Source organism: Pseudomonas sp. Fl5BN2, from assembly GCF_009908205.1.
GTDB lineage: Bacteria > Pseudomonadota > Gammaproteobacteria > Pseudomonadales > Pseudomonadaceae > Aquipseudomonas.
Map to the genome: position 1 here is coordinate 54,139 of NZ_JAAARL010000006.1, position 19,576 is coordinate 73,714.

Sequence of the window (19,576 nt, forward strand, 5' to 3'; positions counted from 1 at the left end):
GGCTGTACAGCCGTGCGACATCAGGCCGCGCTGAGACCTTGGTCGACACTGACGCCAACTCAACATCGTGCCAGACTGTCTGGCCGGGCTGAGGTGCCCGGCGTCTTTGCTTCGGAGTTTCCATGTCGTTGTCCAGCGGGCTGATCGCCGCCGTTGCCCTGGCCTATATGGCCATCATGTTCGCCATCGCCTTCTACGGTGATCGTCGCAGCACGCCCCTGCCACCGCGGGTACGGGCCTGGGTATACAGCCTGTCGCTGGCCGTCTATTGCACCAGCTGGACCTTCTTTGGCGCAGTGGGCCAAGCCGCCGAACAACTCTGGGCGTTCCTGCCGATCTACCTGGGCCCCATCCTGCTGCTGGTGTTCGCGCCCTGGGTGTTGCAGAAGATGGTGATGATCAGCAAACAGGAGAACATCACCTCCATCGCCGACTTCATTGCCGCCCGCTATGGCAAATCCCAGTCCCTGGCAGTGGTGGTGGCGTTGATCTGCATGGTGGGGGTGCTGCCCTACATTGCCCTGCAACTCAAAGGCATCGTACTCGGGGTCAACCTGCTGATCGGCGCCGGAGCTGACGCCATGGGCACGCGAGCACAGGACACGGCGCTGATCGTGTCGCTGATCCTGGCCCTGTTCACCATCGTCTTCGGCACCCGCAACCTCGACGCCACCGAACACCACCGGGGCATGGTGCTGGCGATTGCCTTCGAATCCCTGGTCAAGCTGTTTGCCTTCCTCGCCGTGGGCGCCTTTGTGACCTTTGGCCTGTATGACGGCTTCGACGACCTGTTCAACCAGGCCATGCTGGCACCGCGCCTGGAGCAGTACTGGAAGGAAACCATCAACTGGCCGTCGATGGTGGTCCAGACCGGTGTAGCAATGATGGCGATCATCTGCCTGCCACGGCAGTTCCACGTCACCGTGGTGGAGAACATCGAACCCCAGGATCTGCGCCTTGCCAAATGGGTGTTTCCGGCCTACCTGGCCCTGGCCGCACTGTTTGTAGTGCCCATCGCCCTGGCTGGGCAAATGCTCCTGCCCAGCAGCGTGTTGCCAGACTCCTTCGTCATCAGCCTGCCCCTGGCCCAGGCCCATCCGGCCCTGGCCCTGCTGGCATTCATCGGTGGCGCATCGGCGGCCACCGGCATGGTGATCGTCGCCAGCGTCGCGCTATCGACCATGGTTTCTAACGACATGCTGCTGCCCTGGCTGCTGCGGCACAAAAACGCCGAACGGCCTTTCGAAGTCTTCCGCCACTGGATGCTCTCGGTACGCCGGGTCAGCATCGTCGCCATCTTGTTACTGGCCTACGTCAGTTATCGCCTGCTGGGCTCCACAGCCAGCCTGGCCACCATCGGCCAGATCGCCTTCGCTGCCGTGACCCAACTGGCCCCAGCCATGCTCGGCGCGTTGTACTGGAAACAAGCCAACCGTCGCGGCGTTTTCGCCGGCCTGGCAACCGGCACCTTCCTTTGGTTCTACACCCTGGTCCTACCCATCGCCGCCCACAGCCTGGGCTGGTCCCTGAACAGCTTCCCAGGTTTGGCCTGGCTGCACGGCAACCCACTGAACCTGCCGATCACCCCATTGACTCAAGGCGTAGTGCTATCCCTGGCCGGCAACTTCACGCTGTTCGCCTGGGTCTCGGTGCTATCGCGCACCCGGGTTTCCGAACACTGGCAGGCCGGGCGCTTCATCGGCCAGGAAATCAGCGGACGTCTCAGCTCACGCTCGATGCTGTCGGTGCAGATCGACGACCTGCTGAAGCTGGCAGCCCGCTTTGTCGGTGAAGAACGCGCCCGCCAGAGCTTCATCCGCTTCGCCTACCGCCAGGGCAAAGGCTTCAACCCCAACCAGAACGCCGACGGCGAGTGGATCGCGCACACCGAACGCCTGCTGGCCGGGGTCCTTGGGGCCTCCTCGACCCGCGCCGTGGTCAAGGCCGCCATCGAAGGGCGGGAGATGCAACTGGAGGATGTGGTACGTATCGCCGACGAAGCATCCGAGGTGCTGCAGTTCAACCGTGCACTGCTACAGGGAGCGATCGAAAACATCACCCAGGGCATCAGCGTGGTGGACCAGTCGCTGAAACTAGTGGCCTGGAACCGTCGCTACCTGGAGCTGTTCAACTACCCCGAAGGCTTGATCAGTGTCGGTAGGCCAATTGCCGACATCATTCGGCACAATGCCGAACGCGGCCTGTGCGGCCCCGGCGAAGCGGAAGTCCACGTGGCGCGGCGCCTGCACTGGATGCGCCAGGGACGGGCCCACACTTCCGAACGACTGTTTCCCAATGGCCGGGTCATCGAGTTGATCGGCAACCCAATGCCCGGCGGCGGCTTCGTCATGAGTTTCACCGACATCACCCCGTTCCGCGAAGCCGAACAAGCCCTCACCGAAGCCAACGAAGGCCTGGAACAGCGGGTAGCCGAACGTACCCACGAACTGTCACAACTCAACGCGGCGCTGACCGAAGCCAAGGGCACGGCGGAAGCCGCCAACCAGTCCAAGACCCGCTTTCTGACAGCGGTCAGTCATGACCTGATGCAACCCTTGAACGCCGCACGCCTGTTCTCCGCCGCCCTCTCCCACCAGGACGATGGGCTGTCTGCCGACGCCCAGCAACTGGTCCAGCACCTGGACAGTTCGTTACGCTCTGCAGAAGACCTGATCAGCGACCTGCTGGACATCTCGCGCCTGGAAAACGGCAAGATCACCCCCGATCGCAAGCCCTTCGCCCTCAATGAACTGTTCGACACCCTGGGCACCGAATTCAAGGCCCTGGCCCAGGAACAGGGCTTGCAGTTTCGCGTGCGCGGCAGTCGCCTGCGTATTGACAGCGACAGCAAGCTGTTGCGGCGGGTCCTGCAGAACTTCCTGACCAACGCCTTCCGCTACGCCAAGGGTCCGGTACTGCTGGGAGCACGTCGCCATGGAGACTCACTGAGCCTGGAGGTCTGGGACCAGGGACCAGGCATTCCGCTGGACAAGCAGCAGGTGATTTTCGAGGAATTCAAGCGCCTGGACAGCCATCAGACCCGCGCCGAGAAAGGCCTGGGACTGGGCCTGGCGATTGCCGACGGCCTGTGCCGGGTGCTCGGCCATCCCTTGCAGGTGCGTTCATGGCCTGGCAAAGGCAGTGTGTTCAGTGTCAGCGTGCCCCTGGTCCTCAGCAGCGCAGTCGCGCTAGACAAGGCTACCGAACTGAACGGGCAGCCCCTCAACGGCGGGCAAGTGCTCTGCGTAGATAATGAAGACAGTATTCTGATCGGCATGAACAGCCTGCTTACACGCTGGGGCTGCCAGGTCTGGACCGCGCGCAACCGTGATGAGTGCGCCGCGCTGCTCAAGGAGGGGGTCCGCCCGCAATTGGCGCTGGTGGACTACCACCTGGACGACGGCGAAACCGGCACCGAGGTCATGGCCTGGCTACGCACACAACTGGGCGAACCGGTGCCCGGAGTGGTCATCAGCGCCGATGGCCGTCCGGAGATGGTCACCCAGGTACATGCAGCGGGACTGGACTATCTGGCCAAGCCGGTGAAGCCCGCGGCGTTGCGCGCCCTGCTGAGCCGGCATCTGCCCTTGGGTTGAGACCGGTTATTCCGGCAATTCCAGCTCACGCCCTTCGGCGTCGGTCATCGCCCGCTCCAGCAAGTCCGCCGGCAAGCTCTTGCTGGCCCTGGCCCCGAGCAACTTGAGTTGTTCGCTGCGACTGACCAGATTGCCCCGGCCGTCGGTCAATTTGTTGCGTGCCGCGGCGTAGGCCTTGTCCAATTGCTGCAGGCGATTGCCGACTTCGTCCAGGTCCTGGATGAACAGTACGAACTTGTCGTACAGCCAGCCCGCACGCTCGGCTATCTCCCGGGCATTCTGGCTCTGCCGCTCCTGCTTCCACAGGCTGTCGATCACCCGTAGCGTGGCAAGCAGAGTGGTGGGGCTGACAATGACGATGTGCCGGTCGAAAGCCTCCTGAAACAGGTTGGGCTCGGCCTGCAGGGCAGCGGAGAACGCCGCCTCAATGGGCACGAATAGCAACACAAAGTCGAGACTGTGCAGGCCTTCGAGTCGCTTGTAGTCTTTATCGGACAGCCCCTTGACGTGATTACGCAGGGACAGCACGTGCTGCTTCAAGGCCGCCTGGGCAACCTGCGGATCATCGCTGCCAACGTATTGCTGATAGGCCGTGAGGCTAACTTTGGAGTCCACCACCACCTGCTTGTCACCCGGTAGCATGATCAACACATCGGGCTGGAAACGTTCGCCGTCCGGCCCCTTGAGGCTGACCTGAGTCTGGTACTCGCGGCCTTTCTCCAAGCCAGCGTGCTCCAGTACCCGTTCGAGAATCAGCTCCCCCCAATTGCCCTGAGTCTTCTGCCCCTTGAGAGCGCGGGTCAAGTTGGTGGCCTCATCACTCAAGCGCAGATTCAACTGCTGCAGGCGTTCCAACTCCTTGGCCAGGGAGAAACGCTCCCGAGCCTCGGCCTGGTAGCTTTCCTCGACCCGTTTTTCAAAGGACTGGATGCGTTCCTTCAGCGGGTCCAGCAATTGCCCGAGACGCTGCTGGCTGGTCTCGGCGAAACGCTGCTCGCGCTCATCAAAAATCTTGCCGGCCAGCTCAGCGAACTGTGCACGCAATTCATCCCGGGAACCTTGCAGATCGGTAAGACGCTGCTGATGACTCTCCTGCTGCTCACGGAGTTCGGCATTCAGTGATGCGGCGTGGGCATCCAGCCGGCGCAACTCGTTCTCTTTGGCCGCACGCTCCAGGTTCCAGGCGTGGGCGGCATCCCGGGCGTTATCGCGCTCGATCTGCAGCAGCTCGACTTCCCGACGCAGCGCAGCCAGATCCGCTTGTTTGAGGGCATTGGCCTGACTCAAGTCGCTGACTTCGTCCCGGCAAGCGTCCAATTGCGCTGTCAGTCCTTCCTGGGCCAGTTGGGCCGTGGCCAGGCGCTCCTCCAGCAGGGACAGCTCAGTCTGACTGGAGCTCCCACGACGTTGCAGTTGCCAGACCAACGCCAGCAGCGGCAGCGCGGCACCCGCCAGGCCAAGCAGCATGCTGGTCAAGTCCATAGCCATAGCGACTCCTGCCGTCGAAATAAGAAATGAAGGTTAACCAAGCCACCAGGTGTTGGACAGCTCAGTCTTCGATCCGGCCCAGCTCGCGCTGAGCGCGAAGGTCGCCGGCACGGGCAGCCTGGCGCAATAAATCATGACCGATACGGCGGTCCCGGGCGTTGCCGCACTCACGGCACATCAACTGGCCAAGGCGGCTTTGTGCTGCGACCACGCCTTCGCGGGCTGGCTGCTTGAGCAGTCGTCCGGCGAAATGCTTGACGTTGGGGTTATGTCCAAGCCGTGGGCTATCTAATAGCCACAAAGCGACACGCAGGGAGAAGCGCTTGGATTCGGTAACACTGGCAGGGGTTGCGGTAACAGAAGGTGATACTGAGCGAAACTTCATAAAGCACTGTGGGGCAGATCGGAAGGCGCGCCACTCTACTCCTTTTTTCGCAAGGGTAAAGTCTAAAAGAGCCAACACGCCCGCCCTAGAGCAAGCGCTTGGGACAATCCACAGAAGCTGTGGATAACTCAGTGGACAACCCCTATACAACCCTCCAAAACCCCCATGAGACGGGCCTTTCAGTCAAACTGACGCTTTTTTCACCAGTAAAAAAAACCGATGTTTTTCATTGACTTAAATTCTCGAGACAGGCTATAGGGCAGACTACAGGGAAGGTGACAAGGCGGTGACACGCTGCGCAACAAGTGTGCACAACTGCGCCAAAAACAATGCCGGTAACGCACCGTTTTCGTACACGCGTCAACGTTGAGAGTCACGCATTCAATACGACGGTTTTTCTCCGCCAGTGGGATTTTTTCCTAGCACACTTGCATTATCTCGTTCAACCCAATAGAATCCTCGCCGTTAGTACCAAGCTGAAAGTCAATTCTGGTCGAACAAGTCCCGCCGATACCTTCTCCAAGCGAGAACAATGTCGAACATCAAGGACCGACCACCTCGCTGGTTTCCAGGTAAAACTCGTACTCATGTACCGCTCTTGAACAGAATTCAAAAGCAGCCCACGAGTTAATTACTCTGACCGAACCAACCTGCAAATTGATCAGGATCTCCACCCTGGGCCCAGAACCTTTGCCCTTGTTGTGTTGCCTGCCCTCCTAAGTACCTACCTGCCAGCCCTAGCGCAACCTTATTAAAGCGCTGCAACTGGCGGCTTTGTTCCAGTCAGGTTCTTCGTTTGACCAATGGTGGTCGGCGCTACTGGAACGTTTTAACGTTGCACGGTTCTTAACCGTGTCATTTGTAGGAACACCTAATAATTATGTCTACTCAAATCCAGACTCAGGATGCCATTCGCACCCTCACCCACGCCTTTGCACCGTTGAACTGCCTGATCATGGCTACCCGCAAAGGCTGCTTTAGCTTCACCCTGGTCAACGAACATGGCATCGCCCGTCACAGCGAACGCCTGTACCCCGATCAATACTCCAGCGCCGAACCGCTGCAGGCAGTGATCGATCGTACCCGCCAGGCCCTGGTTGCCTGATACGCCAGATTGCTGAAAAACCTAAAAGCCTCGCTTGCTAGCGGGGCTTTTTATTGCCTGCTGCTTGTCCACCCAGCAATCCAGCCAAAGCACCAATCGATATAAGGCTTATAACAAGAGAATGGAAATATTTTAAAAACAAACCTTTACAAGATAGATATGACACTACACTTCAAGTCAGGCGGCATGACCCGCTTCCGGTGAGCCTGAATCTTTTATCGCTGCCAAGCCTCATCAGGTTTCACCGGTCACTTTTACCCGTCGAGGGATTTATGGGTATCGCCGCCAGCGAGTTGTGTCGCTACGTGATCCGCCCAACACTGATGTACTTGGGCTGTCACAGCAAAACCGCTGAAGCCTTGCTACTAGGAATTGCCGCCAGCCAGTCGGCGCTGGGCTCGGCCCTGCACGATCGCCGTGGCCATGGCCTGTATCGCATCACCGAGCCCCGCCACAGAGCTCTTTGGGACCATTACCTGGCACTTGACCCTGAACGGGCCAGCCTGGTTCGCGGGTTGGCCAGCCAACATGCGTTCCTCAGCGGACCGCAGCTGGAGCTCACAGTCAATCTACGGTATGCCACTGCAATCGCCTGGTTGCTGGTAGAAGCACAACACACCCCACTCCCCGCTGCCGACGACCTGCTCGGCATGGCCCGCATCTGGAGGAAGACCTTTCAACCACAAGGACGTTTGAGAGATTTCACCTGTGCCTGGCAAACCTGTATTGCCCCCCCGAGCCAGGTCGCCTGCTGACAATGACTTTTACAAAATCGGAGAAAAAACCCGATTTTGGTCGGATTGTCCTACAAAAACACTCTAAATCAACTGTTTCAGCCTATAGCGCCGAAGCCGAAATGTTGGTAATTTTCGCCTCGGTGATCACCAGGAGTTCTAATAATGAAAAAAGTAATGCTCAAATCGACCATCAGCCTCGCTGTTGCCGTGGCATCTAGCCAGATCTTCGCCAGTGGCTTTGCCCTTAACGAACAAAGCATCAGTGGCATGGGGACTGGTTTTGCAGGACGCTCTTCTGCTGCCGATGATGCAAGCACTGTATTTGGTAACCCTGCCGGTATGTCCCGTCTCAAGACCCAACAAGTGACTGTTGGTGTTGCCGCCATTGACGCATCTACTGACATTAAGCACACCAGTGGTACTCAGAAGGGTACCAACAACGGCGACATGGTTCCTTTCACGGCCGTGCCATTGGGTTTCTACGTCAAGCCTATCGATGAACATTGGGCATTCGGCCTGGGTGTTTATGCACCGTTCGGCCTGGTGACCAACTACGAAAGCAACTTCCAGGGCCGTAACTTCGGCAGCAAAAGTGAAGTCAAGGTAGTGACCCTCCAACCAACCGTAAGCTATGCCTTCAATGACAAGGTATCGATTGGTTTTGGTCCGACTATCAACCGCATTTCCGGTGTATTGGAATCGGCCCTGCAGCCGCCATTTTCCCAGAACACCAGCAACGTCAAGATCAAGGGTGACGATACCGCCTGGGGTTACAACATCGGCGTATTGGTACAAGCGACCGACACGACTCGCGTTGGCCTGACCTATCACTCCAAAGTGGATTACAAACTGGAAGGTCATACTGACGTCTATGCCGGTGCAGGCACTGCAGGCGCAGGAAGCCCGTTCTCGGTACTGAAAAGCAACCGTTACGACGCCTCCCTCAAGGTTACAACCCCTGAGTCCTACGACCTGTCGGTCACTCAAGACATGAGCGATGCCTGGAAACTCTATGCCGGTACCACTTGGACCCGCTGGAGCCGCCTGAAAGACATCACTGTCAACAACGAAGGTGTAACCGCCGCCAACGGCGGTGCCTTTGCTCCGGCCGGCCTGAGCACCATCAAAGAAGATCAGAACTGGCACGACACCTGGGCTTACGCCGTGGGTACCTCCTACCAGTTGAACAAGCAGTGGGTAGTACGTACAGGTCTGACCTTTGACCAGTCGCCAACCAACAACACTGACCGCTCGCCACGTATCCCTACCGGTGACCGGACCATCCTCAGCTTCGGTGCCGGCTGGAGCCCGACTGACGACCTGACCATCGACGTGGCTTACTCTTACCTCAAGGAAGAAAAGGTCAGCATCAACCGCAAAAACGCACTCGGCCAGACTTACAACGCCGAGTACGAAAACAGCGCAAACGGTTTCGGCGTAGGTGCAACCTATCGCTTCTAACCTTCGGTGCCAGACAACTACCTGGCATGCAGAATGAAAAAGCCCCGGCGTCTCAGGACCCGGGGCTTTTTCATTCCTGCCGCTTCAGACACTCAAGACTTCGATGCCAGCGCCTGCTCCACCGCCTCGATGAACTCAGGATTATCCGGTTTGGTCAGACTGGAAAAATGGGCGATCACCTTCCCCTGACGATCCACCACGTACTTGTAGAAATTCCACTTCGGCGCACCGCTCTGCTCAGCCAGCACCTTGAACAGGTGCACCGCATCTGCGCCCCTGACCTTCTGCGGCTCGGTCATGACAAAGGTCACACCATAATTGACGTAGCAGACCCTGGCGGTCTCTGCACCATCCTTGGACTCCTGCTTGAAATCATCGGAAGGCACACCCACCACCTCCAGCCCCTGATCCTTGTAACGCTGATACAGCGCCTCAAGGCCTTTGAATTGCGGGGCGAATCCACAAAAGCTCGCGGTATTGACCACCACCAATGGCTTGCCGGCAAAGCGCTGGCACAGATCAATGGACTCCTTGGCGTGCAACTTGGGCAGCGACCCCTGCAGCAACGACGGACAATCCGCAGCCCAAGCCGAGCCGGCGAATGTTACCAGCAAAGCTGGAATAGCAAACCAGCGCACAGCCATGTCCCGCGTCCTTGAATAATCGACAGACCCCGACGTTACTCGCCGCGGTGCCTGCCTAGCAAGCGCCCATGCCCAACTGCATCACGGCCAGCCCGCCGCGATGCCAGCCCCACCAGGCCAGCAGCAACAGCAAGATGCCGACAACCAGGCCAACACCATAGAAGATCCAGGCCTTCACGCTGTGCTCGCCTGAAGACGTGCTACCGGAAGCTCGCGCACCGGCCAGTTGAGGGCAGCGGCCAGCAGACTGAGGAGAATCGCTACCTGCCAGATCAAGTCGTAACTCCCGGTAAGGTCATACGCAACGCCTCCCAGCCACCCCCCGAGGAAGGCCCCCAACTGGTGGAACAGGAAGACAATCCCACCGAGCATGGACAGGTTTCTGACCCCGAACAAGGTCGCTACCGTACCGTTGGTCAAAGGCACGGTGGACAGCCAGAGAAAACCCATGACCATGCCAAACAGGTAGGCGCTGGTCTGAGTCACCGGCAACCACAGGAACAAACCGATCACCACCGCCCGCAACAGATACAGGCCGGTAAGCAGTCGCGGCTTGGACATCCGCCCGCCCAGCCAACCTGCGGTGTAGGTGCCAAAAATATTGAACAGCCCGATCAGCGCCAACACCGTGGTGCCGACCGTGGCCGGCAGGTGCTGATCCACCAGATAGGCGGGCAAATGCACCCCGATGAACACCACCTGGAAACCGCAGACGAAAAAACCGAACGCCAGCAGCCAGAATCCCGAATGTGAACAGGCTTCACGCAACGCTTCCGACAGGCTCTGCTCATGACCCAGTACTGGCAGCGGCTTATCCTTGAGCATGCTCACCAGCGGCACGATCAGTGCCACCAACACCCCGAGCACCAGCAGTGCCGTCGACCAGCCCAACCAACCGATCAGGCCCAAGGTTCCCGGGAGCATGGCGAACTGACCAAAAGAGCCCGCGGCACTGGCAACGCCCATGCCCATGCTGCGCTTCTCCGGCGGCAGAGCCCGGCCGACGACACCAAGAATCACCGAGAAGGAAGTACCGGACAACCCAATACCGATCAGCAATCCGGCACTCAGGGACAGCGACAGGGCCGAATCCGACAACCCCATGAACACCAGCCCGACGGCATAGAGCACACCACCGACAAGCACTACCTTCGCGGCACCGAAGCGATCGGCCAAGGCCCCGGTAAAGGGTTGGGCTAGACCCCAGATCAGGTTTTGCAGGGCAATGGCAAAGGCGAACACTTCCCGCCCCCAGCCAAACTGTGCGCTCATGGGTGGCAGAAACAGGCCAAAGCCATGCCTGATGCCCAGCGACAGAGCCAGGATCAATGCACTGCCGAGAAGCACCCAGCCACTGGTACGCCACATCGATGACATTTTATTCTCCAATTACGGGTATATACCCGCTTGTATTCAAACAAACTGGCATCAAGCCAGTTCGTTCAGCAAGGCCAACAAGGTTTCACGCTTCTCGGCACCCAGGCGATCGATCAGACGCTGCTGGGCAGCTTCCCAAACAGGCAGCGCGGCGATCAACCGCTCGTGCCCCGCCTCGGTCAGTTGCACCAGACGGTTACGCTGGTCGTCACCCTCCATCAACCTGACCAGGCCGGCGGCTTCCAGCACCCGCACATTGCGCCCCAGAGTGCTGCGATCCAGGCCCATGGCTTCCGCCAGGCTAGAGATGCTTGGCTGATCCAGGCGCAGTAGATTGTTCAGCAAGGAATACTGGGCGACATTGATCCCGAAGCCATCGAGGACACCGTCGTAGTACCGGCTGACGCCACGTGCGGCGCGACGCAGGTTGGTGCATAAACACTGAGAGGGAAGCATGATGCGTGTATATACCCGTGATTAATCCATAGCAAGATTTTTCGGAAAAATCGCCCAGTCGACGCTTTGCTCAAAACACCACCACTGCCAACAACACAGTCGTTTCCAGCAACTCCAATAGAGCACCTGCGGTATCCCCAGTGGTGCCACCCAAGCGCCGCATCATCAACTGACGCAACCAGAAGAACGCTACCACCGCCAGCAGCATCGCCCATAACCCGCTGTAACCTCCCAGCAACAGGCAGGCCAGCACACTCAGGCCCAACACCTGCCGGCCAGCCAGCGGCGGCAGATGATCGGCCAGAGCCTGCCCCAGCCCTCCGGCACGTACATAAGGCGTGCCGAGAAACAGCCCCAGCAATGCCGCACGTCCAATCAGCGGCGCCAACAACAAGGCAAAACCTTGCTGCTGCTCGATCAGCGCCACCAGGGCGGTGAACTTGAGCAACAGCACCATCACCAGAGTCACTACAGCGATCGGTCCGCTGCGAGGGTCCTTCATGATGCTCAGGGTTCGCTCACGATCACCGAAGCCCCCCAGCCAGGCATCAGCGCTGTCTGCCAACCCATCCAGGTGCAAGCCACCACTGAGCAAGACCCAAGCCGTCAGCAGCAGGGCCGCATGTACCAGTAAGGGAGTGCCGCCGAGCAAGGCGTTCAACGCCCACAACAGCATGCCGAACAGCAACCCCACCAACGGGTAGAACAGCAATGAGCGCCCCAGCTCTTCAGGCTGGGGCATTCCCGGCAGGCGGATCGGCAAGCTGCTGAGAAACTGCAAGGCAATCCAGAATGGCAACATTTCAGCCTTCCTCGCTCAAGTGACCCGCGGCGACCACCTTCAAGCTGAACAATGCACCGTGACTCACTTCGACATTCAGCAACTGCTCGCGAGGCAAACCCCGCGCCCGAGCCAGCAACAGGCGCATGACTCCACCATGACTGATCAGCAGCACACGCTGCCCGGCATAGGCCTGGTGCAAGCGGTCGATTGCCCCCAGGACCCGCCGGGAAAATGCCTCTACCGGCTCGCCCTCAGGAGGAGTGAAGCCATAAGGATCGGACCAGAAACGCCCCAACGCATCGGCATCGGTCTCCATCAGCGCCGCCGCGCTCTGCCCTTCCCACACGCCAAAATGCAGCTCCTGCAGGTGATGCTCCAGGGTCAACGGCAACTGCAACTGCGCCGCCAGCTCTTCGGCGAAACGCGCACAACGCTGCAACGGAGAACTGACCACCCGGTCCCACGGGCCACGACCCTGGAGCCCTTCACGCATCTGCTGCCAGCCACGAACGGTCAACGCATCGTCCAGACTGCCGCGCAGGCCCCCTCCTAACTCGGTCTCACCGTGGCGCAGCAGGTCCAGATGCAAGGTCATGCCGGACGATCCGCCACGGCCGCCTCGGCAAAAGTCGCCATCTGCCCATGCAGATCACAGGCAAGCCGCAGCAACGGCACTGCCAATGCAGCGCCGCTGCCTTCGCCCAGGCGCAGGCCGAGATCCAGCAACGGCTCCGCGTCCAGAATGCGTAGCACAAGCCGATGCCCGGGTTCGGCCCCTTGGTGGGCAAACAACAGCCATGGACGACTAGACGGATTCAGGCGCACCGCCACCAGGGCTGCGACACTGCAGATAAAACCATCCACCAGCACCGCGATACCTTCCTGGGCGCAAGCCAAGTAAGCCCCCACCAAAGCCGCTATTTCAAAACCGCCAAGACTGAACAGGCTCTGCAAGGCATCGCCTCGGCAAGCGGCATGCACCGTCAGGGCACGCTCGATCACCCGGGCCTTATGGTTGACGCCCTCGGCATCCAGGCCGGTGCCGGGTCCGGCCAACTGCGCCGCCGGAATATCCAGCAAGGCACAGGCAATGGCACTGGCAGCAGTGGTGTTGCCAATGCCCATTTCACCGCCGATAAACAGCTGGGCGCCGTTGGCATGGGCACGCAATGCGCTGGCGCGGCCGGCTTCAAGTGCCAGCTCGGCCTGAGCCCGGGTCATTGCCGGGCCTTGGACAAAATTGCCCGTGCCGAGCCCCAGGTTCAGATGACGGACACCAGGCAGGTTCAGCCCAGGTGTCACCGTTCCCAGATCGACCACTTCCAGCTGCGCCCCCAGTTGTTGGGCCAGCACACTGATCGCGGCGCCGCCACTGACAAAGTTCAGCAGCATCTGCCCAGTCACTTCCTGCGGATAAGCGGAAACCCTCTCGGCGACCACACCATGATCTCCAGCAAAGATGGCGATCCACACCTGTTCGAGGCTGGGCTTGAGCCGTCCTTGCAAACCCGCCAGGCGCACGGCCAAAGGCTCCAGGCGCCCGAGGGAACCGGCCGGTTTGGTCAATTGCTGCTGACGCTCCAGCGCTTGCTCAACCACCTGAACATCAATCGCCTTGCATGGGTTCAGCCACCAGGAGTTACTCATAATGCAGTTCCTTTCAAAGTCAGGGGCAAGCCGGCAACAGTCAGCACCACACGCTGACAACGCTCGGCCAGGGCTTGATGCAGCCAACCGGCTTCATCCACGTAGCGGCGAGTCAATTCGCCCAGCGGTACGACACCCATTCCGGTTTCGTTGCTGACAAAAATGATTTCTCCCGGCAACGTTGCCAGGCACTCCAGCAAAGCCTCACGCTCTGCCACCAGACGCTTGGCATCGTCGAGCATCAACAGGTTGGTCAGCCACAGGGTCAGGCAATCCACCAGCAGGCAGCTGCCGCCTGCTGCGCTCTGCTGCAGCACCCGAGCCAGCTCCACCGGCTCCTCAATCAAGCCCCACTGCGCCGGACGCCGCTCACGATGGTGGACGATACGTTGACTCATCTCGCCATCCAGAGGCTGGCTAGTGGCGATATAAGTCACCGCCAGACCGCTGTCCGTGGCCAGCTTTTCAGCCAGGCGACTCTTGCCGGAACGAGCTCCGCCGAGGATCAGTTGCAACATGCTTAGGCACCTTTGAAAAGAAGTCGGCCGGGGCTCCGGGCCTACAGACCGCAGAGCCGACGCAACGCGCCGGTATCCAGATGACACTCGACCAAGTCCGCCAGACGCTCGATATCGCGCTCACGCAGGGCGTGGTAATCCACCTCCTGCACATCCTGCAGGCCGGCCCAGCGCAGCAGTGCACTACAGGCTGCCGGGGTTTCGAACAGGCCGTGCAGGTAGGTCCCGAAAATTTGTCCGTCGAGGCTGCAGGCGCCATCGCTGCGACCGTCCTGGAGCAGCACCGCCGCTTGTTCCAGCGCCGGCCCTCGGGTAACCCCGGCGTGAATTTCATAGCCACTGACCGGGGCATTTTCCAGGGTCAGGTGACCGCTGACATTGCGCAGTTGCTTCTCTTCTTCGAGTACGGTTTCAAAGGCCAGCAGGCCCAGGCCCGGACTCGAACCCGCCGCCCCTTCCAAGCCCAGAGGATCGTGTAACTGCTCACCAAGCATCTGCAGGCCGCCACAGATCCCCAGCAACTTGCCGCCATAGCGCAAGTGTCGGGAAACAGCCCGGTCCCAGCCATTGGCCCGCAGATAAGCCAGGTCACCGCGCACGCTTTTCGAACCAGGAAGAATGATCAGGTCAGCAGCGGGAATCGCCTGCCCCGGGCCGATGAACTGCAAGTCCACCTGAGGATGCAGGCGCAACGGATCGAAATCCGTATGATTGCTGATGCGCGGCAACACCGGCACCACCACCTTCAGTACCTGCTCGTCTTTACTGGCCTGGCGCTGGTCGATGCCATCCTCCGCCTCCAGGTGCAAGTCCATGACATAAGGCAACACGCCGATCACCGGCTTGCCGGTACGGGCTTGCAGCCAGTCCAGCCCTGGCTGCAACAGCGCCAGGTCGCCACGAAAACGATTGATGATGAAACCCTGGACTCGCGCCTGCTCGCTGGCAGACAGCAATTCCAGGGTACCCACCAGGTGAGCGAACACTCCGCCACGATTGATATCGGCGATCAGCAACACCGGACAATCCACCGCCTCGGCAAACCCCATATTGGCGATATCGCCAGCCCGCAAGTTAATCTCCGCCGGCGAGCCGGCGCCTTCCACCATCACCACCTGATAGGCGCCTCGCAGACGCTCATGGGAGGCCAATACCGCCTGCATGGCGATGACTTTGTAGTCGTGATAGGCCACAGCATTCATGCTGGTGACCGCCCGGCCATGAATGATTACCTGCGAGCCGGTATCACTGTTGGGCTTGAGCAGCACCGGGTTCATATCGGTGTGGGGCGCCAGATTGGCCGCCTGGGCCTGTACCGCCTGGGCCCGGCCAATCTCGCCACCGTCAGCGGTCACAGCACTGTTGAGCGCCATGTTCTGCGGCTTGAACGGCACCACGCTGACACCCTGGCGTTGCAACCAACGGCACAGGGCCGTGACCAAGGTGCTCTTGCCCGCATCCGAGGTGGTGCCTTGTACCATCAACGTACTCATGGGTATTCCTTGCGATAAGCCAGCAACGCCTGCTCCAGGCGCATCGATTCAGCATCGTCGGCGGGCAGGCCGAAACGCAGACTACTGTTGTGCACGAACAACCGCAGGAGAATGCCGCGTTGCGCCATGAACTGATAAAGGCGCTCGGCCTCGGCGGTGATCAGCCATTGAAACAGGGCGCAACCGCCCTGGGGCTTGAATCCATGACGCTCCAGGACGTCCACCAAGCGCTGGCTCGCCGCCTCACTGCGCAAGCGTTGCCGGGTATGCCCGGCGACATCCCGCAGGCAAGCCTGACCAAGAATCCGGGTCGGCCCGCTGACCGCCCAGGGCCCGACCTGCTCGGCCAACAGCTTGAGCAAATGGCGCTCGGCCAGGACAAACCCCAGGCGCACGCCAGCCAGACCGAAAAACTTGCCGAACGAGCGCAACACAATCAGCCCGACCTGATCAGCATGACGGGCCAGGCTCAGGTCCGGGGTGTTATCCATAAAGGCCTCATCGACCACCAGCCAGCCGCCGCGCTGGGCCAACCGCCCGTGCCAGTCCAGCAGGCGTTCCGGGGTCAGGCTCAGGCCCGTGGGATTATTGGGATTGACAACCACCAGTACATCGAGGCTGTCGAGGAAGAAATCCACTTCCTGCTCCAGCACCTCACGCACCCGATAGCCACTACGACGCCAGGCTTCGGCGTGCTCGGCATAACAGGGTGATAACACGCCGACCTTGCCCGCTCGCCGCAAGCGCGGCAGCAACTGGATCGCCGCCTGGGAACCGGCCACCGGCAACACTTCGCTGGCACCGTAATAGGCACAGGCCGCCTGCTCCAGGCCGTCATCGGTCTCCGGCAGGCGTGCCCAGGCGCGCATGGGGATGGTCGGCAGAGGGAATGGCCAAGGTGCCAGTCCGCTGGACAGATCCAGCCAGGCCTCTTCGGCAATGCCGTATTCCTGGGCCGCCTTGCGCAACCGTCCGCCGTGTTCAAGCATAGAATTCAGCCCCCAGGCAAAGAACCAGCAGCCATAGCCACACGCCTCGCTGCACTAGTTGCCAGCCGCGATCAATCGAATTGGCGTCCGCCGGTTCGCCCTCGCCCAGCTGCGGACGTTGATGCAACTCACCGTGATAAATCGCCGCACCGCCCAGTTCCACACCCAGCGCGCCCGCTCCAGCCGCCATCACCGGACCGGCGTTGGGACTGTCCCAGGTCGGGCCCTGACGACGCCAGCACTTGAGTGCCAAGCGGGTCTTGCCCAGCAGGGCATAGGTCAGCGCCACCAGCCGTGCAGGGATGTAGTTGAGCAGATCGTCAATCCGTGCCGCCGCCCAACCGAAGCGCTCGAAACGCTCGTTACGATAGCCCCACATCGCATCCAGGGTGTTGCTCAGACGATAGAGCACCACACCCGGCACGCCGGCCACGGCAAACCAGAACAATGCGGCGAATACTGCATCACTGCCGTTCTCCAGCACCGATTCAGTGGCTGCGCGCGCCACTTCAGTCGCGTCCAGTTCACTGGTCTGGCGGCTCACCAGAAACCCTACCCGACGCCGTGCCTCTGGTAGATCGTCACTGCGCAATGCTTGAGCTACAGGCTCGACGTGCTCGCCGAGGCTACGCAGCCCCAAGGCACAATACAGCGCCAGGACTTCCACCAGCCAACCGATATAAGGCAGCCAGGAAAGTGCGGTTGCCAGCAGAGTCAAGGGCAGCACCGCAAGGACCCAGGCGGTGACGCCATGGCTGCGCCAGCCACGGCCGGCGGCATTGAAACGTTGCTCGATACGATCCGCCAGACGGCCGAACGCCACCAGCGGATGCCAGCGCTTGGGTTCGCCCAGCAGCGCATCCAGCGCTACCCCAGCGACACTCAGCAACGCCACACTCATTGACTCACTCCCCAGTAATTCTCATACAACAACTCACTTAATGGCCGCGGCTGTGCCCAGCCCTCCAACACCAGCATTGGTGCAGGGTAAAACTCGGTAACCGGCCCCAGGCACAACACCGCCAAGGGCTTGGCGCCAGCCGGCAACCCCAGCAGGTCGGCCAGGGCCTGCGGCTCGAACAGCGACACCCAGCCCATTCCCAGGCCTTCGCTACGCGCCGCCAGCCAGAGGTTCTGAATCGCACAGGACAGGGAGGCAAGGTCCATTTCCGGCAAGGTTCGACGACCAAAAACATGCCGCTCGCGTCCGTCCATCAATGCCGCGACCAGCACCTCGGCACAGTCATTGATACCTTCGACCTTGAGTTTCATGAACTCGTCGGAACGTTCGCCCAGCGCCTCGGCGGTGCGCACCCGCTCCTCTTCCACCAGTTGCTGGATCTGCCCCCGCAGCAGGCGATCGCTGATACGGATAAAACGCCAAGGCTGCATCAACCCCACACTGGGTGCCTGATGCGCCGCCTCCAGCAGACGCCTCAACAGCTCGGGCGCCACGCTGCCACCGGCAAAATGACGCATGTCGCGCCGCTCGGCGATGGCGCGATAGACCGCCTCGCGCTCCGCCGCAGAAAAACCCTTCTCACTCACCTGCCACACCCTCGACAACCACCGACGTGCCGACAACAGCGTCAATCCCATCCGGAACAAACAAAGCCGCCATCGCCGCCGGATTGGACGGGAAATAGAAGTGCACATAAGAAGCCGTCATCCGCCCATCGCGATACACCGCTTCCGCTCCCCGGCCGCCATTGGGGCTCACACCCCGGGCAATCGGCTCAAGCTCGGTACTGGTCAGGGAATGGTGATAGGTGTGGCCACGCAAGCTGCCCTCCGGCAACTCCACCGCCTGCAGGGCCAGGGCCGCCAGACGCTTCTGCATCACCGCCTCACCGGGCAGCAGCCCCAGCAGTTCGGCACGCCGGCCTTCGACATCGGTCAGGGAATCCAGCAGATACAACATGCCGCCGCACTCGGCGAGCAACGGCTTGCCGGCGCCATGGTGGGCGCGAATGGCGTCCAGCATCGAAGTGTTCTGCGCCAGCGCCTGATGGTGCAATTCGGGGTAACCACCGGGCAGGTACAGACTGTCTGCCTCGGGCAATTCTCGATCATGGATGGGCGAGAAGAAACTCAACTGCGCGCCCATTGCCCGCAACAGGTCCAGGCTCGCACCGTAGGTAAAGGCAAACGCCTCGTCGCGCGCCACGGCGATACGCACACCTTCCAGCAGCGGCTCGCACACTACTGGCGCTGGCGCGGCGAAATCCACCGCCGGCGGCAACGCCACTTCACAGCTACTGGCCAGGGCTTGGGCAGCGGCATCCAGACGCAGGTCCAAGTCGTTCAGCTCGCTGGCTTGCACCAGCCCCAGGTGGCGACTGGGCAGCTCGATACCGGTCTCCCGAGACAAAGCGCCATACCAACGCAAACCTTCGGTAAGGCTGCCCTCAAGCAACTGCGCATGACGCAGGGTACCGACGCGGTTGGCCAGCACCCCGGCGAACGGCAGGTCTGGCTGGTAGCGCGCCAGGCCCAAGGCCAGGGCGCCAAAGGTCTGGGCCATGGCAGTGCCATCGATCACCCCCAGCACCGGCACGCCAAAGTGCCGCGCCAAATCGGCGCTGGAGGGCGTGCCATCAAACAAGCCCATGACCCCTTCGATAAGGATCAGGTCGGCTTCGCCTGCAGCTTCCCAGAGCAGCCGACGACTTTCCTGCTCGCCCACCATCCACATGTCCAACTGATAGACCGGAGCACCGCTGGCACGCTCAAGAATCATCGGATCGAGAAAGTCCGGACCGCATTTGAATACCCGGACCTTGCGCCCCTGATTACGGTGAAGACGGGCAAGCGCTGCGGTCACGGTGGTCTTGCCCTGGCCGGAAGCCGGTGCGGCAATCAATACCGCCGGGCAATGACGAACATCGGTCATGAA

The 19,576-nt window shown here is 60.7% G+C and carries 19 protein-coding genes; 4 read left to right on the forward strand and 15 right to left on the reverse strand.

What is annotated here, in order from left to right; all coding sequences use genetic code 11:
* Window positions 1-122 precede the first annotated feature (122 nt).
* Entirely contained in the window at window positions 123-3,596 is a 3,474-nt protein-coding gene (locus tag GV819_RS10060) for a hybrid sensor histidine kinase/response regulator (protein WP_161755923.1), read from the forward strand.
* A gap of 6 nt (window positions 3,597-3,602) precedes the next feature.
* On the opposite strand, the gene rmuC is transcribed toward GV819_RS10060, so the two are convergent.
* Both rmuC and GV819_RS10070 read right to left on the reverse strand, forming a co-directional pair.
* Entirely contained in the window at window positions 3,603-4,970 is a 1,368-nt protein-coding gene (rmuC, locus tag GV819_RS10065; protein WP_178125979.1) for a DNA recombination protein RmuC, read from the reverse strand.
* A gap of 175 nt (window positions 4,971-5,145) precedes the next feature.
* Window positions 5,146-5,469: a sel1 repeat family protein gene (locus GV819_RS10070; RefSeq protein ID WP_161755925.1), complete on the reverse strand. Its 324-nt coding sequence runs from the start codon at window positions 5,467-5,469 to the stop codon at window positions 5,146-5,148.
* A gap of 880 nt (window positions 5,470-6,349) precedes the next feature.
* Here GV819_RS10070 and GV819_RS10075 point away from each other — a divergent pair.
* From GV819_RS10075 to GV819_RS10085, 3 genes are all read left to right on the forward strand, one after another.
* Window positions 6,350-6,574: a hypothetical protein gene (locus GV819_RS10075; RefSeq protein WP_161755926.1), complete on the forward strand. Its 225-nt coding sequence runs from the start codon at window positions 6,350-6,352 to the stop codon at window positions 6,572-6,574.
* Window positions 6,575-6,846: 272 nt separating this feature from the next.
* Window positions 6,847-7,329 carry a hypothetical protein gene (locus GV819_RS10080; protein ID WP_161756198.1) on the forward strand — a complete coding sequence of 161 codons (483 nt, stop codon included), beginning with the start codon at window positions 6,847-6,849 and terminating at the stop codon, window positions 7,327-7,329.
* Between the two features lie 144 nt (window positions 7,330-7,473).
* Complete coding sequence (locus GV819_RS10085; protein WP_161755927.1) at window positions 7,474-8,772, forward strand: OmpP1/FadL family transporter; 1,299 nt, start codon at window positions 7,474-7,476, stop codon at window positions 8,770-8,772.
* A gap of 92 nt (window positions 8,773-8,864) precedes the next feature.
* Here the strand turns inward: GV819_RS10085 and GV819_RS10090 are convergent, their stop codons facing one another.
* From GV819_RS10090 to GV819_RS10145, 13 genes are all read right to left on the reverse strand, one after another.
* On the reverse strand, window positions 8,865-9,416 hold the full coding sequence (locus GV819_RS10090; RefSeq protein WP_161755928.1) for a glutathione peroxidase: 552 nt from the start codon (window positions 9,414-9,416) through the stop codon (window positions 8,865-8,867).
* A gap of 55 nt (window positions 9,417-9,471) precedes the next feature.
* Complete coding sequence (locus GV819_RS33160) at window positions 9,472-9,594, reverse strand: hypothetical protein (protein WP_256667466.1); 123 nt, start codon at window positions 9,592-9,594, stop codon at window positions 9,472-9,474.
* Window positions 9,591-10,793 (reverse strand): MFS transporter, encoded by a 1,203-nt coding sequence (locus GV819_RS10095; RefSeq protein WP_161755929.1) that lies wholly within the window; start codon window positions 10,791-10,793, stop codon window positions 9,591-9,593. Before GV819_RS10095 ends, GV819_RS33160 begins: the two co-directional genes overlap by 4 nt.
* 51 nt (window positions 10,794-10,844) lie before the next feature.
* A complete protein-coding gene (locus GV819_RS10100) occupies window positions 10,845-11,249 on the reverse strand; it encodes a MarR family winged helix-turn-helix transcriptional regulator (protein WP_161755930.1) in 405 nt (134 codons plus the stop codon).
* 70 nt (window positions 11,250-11,319) lie between these two features.
* Window positions 11,320-12,051, reverse strand: a complete 732-nt coding sequence (locus GV819_RS10105; RefSeq protein WP_161755931.1) for an adenosylcobinamide-GDP ribazoletransferase — start codon at window positions 12,049-12,051, stop codon at window positions 11,320-11,322.
* Between the two features lies 1 nt (window position 12,052).
* Complete coding sequence (cobC, locus tag GV819_RS10110; protein ID WP_161755932.1) at window positions 12,053-12,628, reverse strand: alpha-ribazole phosphatase family protein; 576 nt, start codon at window positions 12,626-12,628, stop codon at window positions 12,053-12,055.
* On the reverse strand, window positions 12,625-13,680 hold the full coding sequence (gene cobT / locus GV819_RS10115; protein ID WP_161755933.1) for a nicotinate-nucleotide--dimethylbenzimidazole phosphoribosyltransferase: 1,056 nt from the start codon (window positions 13,678-13,680) through the stop codon (window positions 12,625-12,627). The genes cobC and cobT overlap by 4 nt, the downstream gene beginning before the upstream one ends.
* Window positions 13,677-14,198 carry a bifunctional adenosylcobinamide kinase/adenosylcobinamide-phosphate guanylyltransferase gene (gene cobU, locus GV819_RS10120; protein ID WP_161755934.1) on the reverse strand — a complete coding sequence of 174 codons (522 nt, stop codon included), beginning with the start codon at window positions 14,196-14,198 and terminating at the stop codon, window positions 13,677-13,679. Before cobU ends, cobT begins: the two co-directional genes overlap by 4 nt.
* 41 nt (window positions 14,199-14,239) lie before the next feature.
* On the reverse strand, window positions 14,240-15,691 hold the full coding sequence (locus GV819_RS10125; RefSeq protein ID WP_161755935.1) for a cobyric acid synthase: 1,452 nt from the start codon (window positions 15,689-15,691) through the stop codon (window positions 14,240-14,242).
* Window positions 15,688-16,680 carry a threonine-phosphate decarboxylase CobD gene (cobD, locus tag GV819_RS10130; RefSeq protein ID WP_161755936.1) on the reverse strand — a complete coding sequence of 331 codons (993 nt, stop codon included), beginning with the start codon at window positions 16,678-16,680 and terminating at the stop codon, window positions 15,688-15,690. Before cobD ends, GV819_RS10125 begins: the two co-directional genes overlap by 4 nt.
* Window positions 16,673-17,581, reverse strand: a complete 909-nt coding sequence (gene cbiB / locus GV819_RS10135) for an adenosylcobinamide-phosphate synthase CbiB (protein ID WP_161755937.1) — start codon at window positions 17,579-17,581, stop codon at window positions 16,673-16,675. The genes cobD and cbiB overlap by 8 nt, the downstream gene beginning before the upstream one ends.
* Entirely contained in the window at window positions 17,578-18,228 is a 651-nt protein-coding gene (gene bluB, locus GV819_RS10140; RefSeq protein ID WP_161755938.1) for a 5,6-dimethylbenzimidazole synthase, read from the reverse strand. Before bluB ends, cbiB begins: the two co-directional genes overlap by 4 nt.
* Window positions 18,221-19,573, reverse strand: a complete 1,353-nt coding sequence (locus GV819_RS10145; protein WP_161755939.1) for a cobyrinate a,c-diamide synthase — start codon at window positions 19,571-19,573, stop codon at window positions 18,221-18,223. The genes bluB and GV819_RS10145 overlap by 8 nt, the downstream gene beginning before the upstream one ends.
* Window positions 19,574-19,576 lie beyond the last annotated feature (3 nt).

Excerpts from the sequence above, each read along its gene's own strand:
- GV819_RS10060 (WP_161755923.1), top strand. The coding sequence starts at position 123 with ATGTCGTTGTCCAGCGGGCTGATCGCCGCCGTTGCCCTGGCCTATATG.
- GV819_RS10070 (WP_161755925.1), bottom strand. The coding sequence starts at position 5,469 with ATGAAGTTTCGCTCAGTATCACCTTCTGTTACCGCAACCCCTGCCAGT.
- GV819_RS10075 (WP_161755926.1), top strand. The coding sequence starts at position 6,350 with ATGTCTACTCAAATCCAGACTCAGGATGCCATTCGCACCCTCACCCAC.
- GV819_RS10080 (WP_161756198.1), top strand. The coding sequence starts at position 6,847 with ATGGGTATCGCCGCCAGCGAGTTGTGTCGCTACGTGATCCGCCCAACA.
- GV819_RS10085 (WP_161755927.1), top strand. The coding sequence starts at position 7,474 with ATGAAAAAAGTAATGCTCAAATCGACCATCAGCCTCGCTGTTGCCGTG.
- GV819_RS10090 (WP_161755928.1), bottom strand. The coding sequence starts at position 9,416 with ATGGCTGTGCGCTGGTTTGCTATTCCAGCTTTGCTGGTAACATTCGCC.
- GV819_RS10095 (WP_161755929.1), bottom strand. The coding sequence starts at position 10,793 with ATGTCATCGATGTGGCGTACCAGTGGCTGGGTGCTTCTCGGCAGTGCA.
- GV819_RS10100 (WP_161755930.1), bottom strand. The coding sequence starts at position 11,249 with ATGCTTCCCTCTCAGTGTTTATGCACCAACCTGCGTCGCGCCGCACGT.
- GV819_RS10105 (WP_161755931.1), bottom strand. The coding sequence starts at position 12,051 with ATGTTGCCATTCTGGATTGCCTTGCAGTTTCTCAGCAGCTTGCCGATC.
- cobC (WP_161755932.1), bottom strand. The coding sequence starts at position 12,628 with ATGACCTTGCATCTGGACCTGCTGCGCCACGGTGAGACCGAGTTAGGA.
- cobT (WP_161755933.1), bottom strand. The coding sequence starts at position 13,680 with ATGAGTAACTCCTGGTGGCTGAACCCATGCAAGGCGATTGATGTTCAG.
- cobU (WP_161755934.1), bottom strand. The coding sequence starts at position 14,198 with ATGTTGCAACTGATCCTCGGCGGAGCTCGTTCCGGCAAGAGTCGCCTG.
- GV819_RS10125 (WP_161755935.1), bottom strand. The coding sequence starts at position 15,691 with ATGAGTACGTTGATGGTACAAGGCACCACCTCGGATGCGGGCAAGAGC.
- cobD (WP_161755936.1), bottom strand. The coding sequence starts at position 16,680 with ATGCTTGAACACGGCGGACGGTTGCGCAAGGCGGCCCAGGAATACGGC.
- cbiB (WP_161755937.1), bottom strand. The coding sequence starts at position 17,581 with ATGAGTGTGGCGTTGCTGAGTGTCGCTGGGGTAGCGCTGGATGCGCTG.
- GV819_RS10145 (WP_161755939.1), bottom strand. The coding sequence starts at position 19,573 with ATGACCGATGTTCGTCATTGCCCGGCGGTATTGATTGCCGCACCGGCT.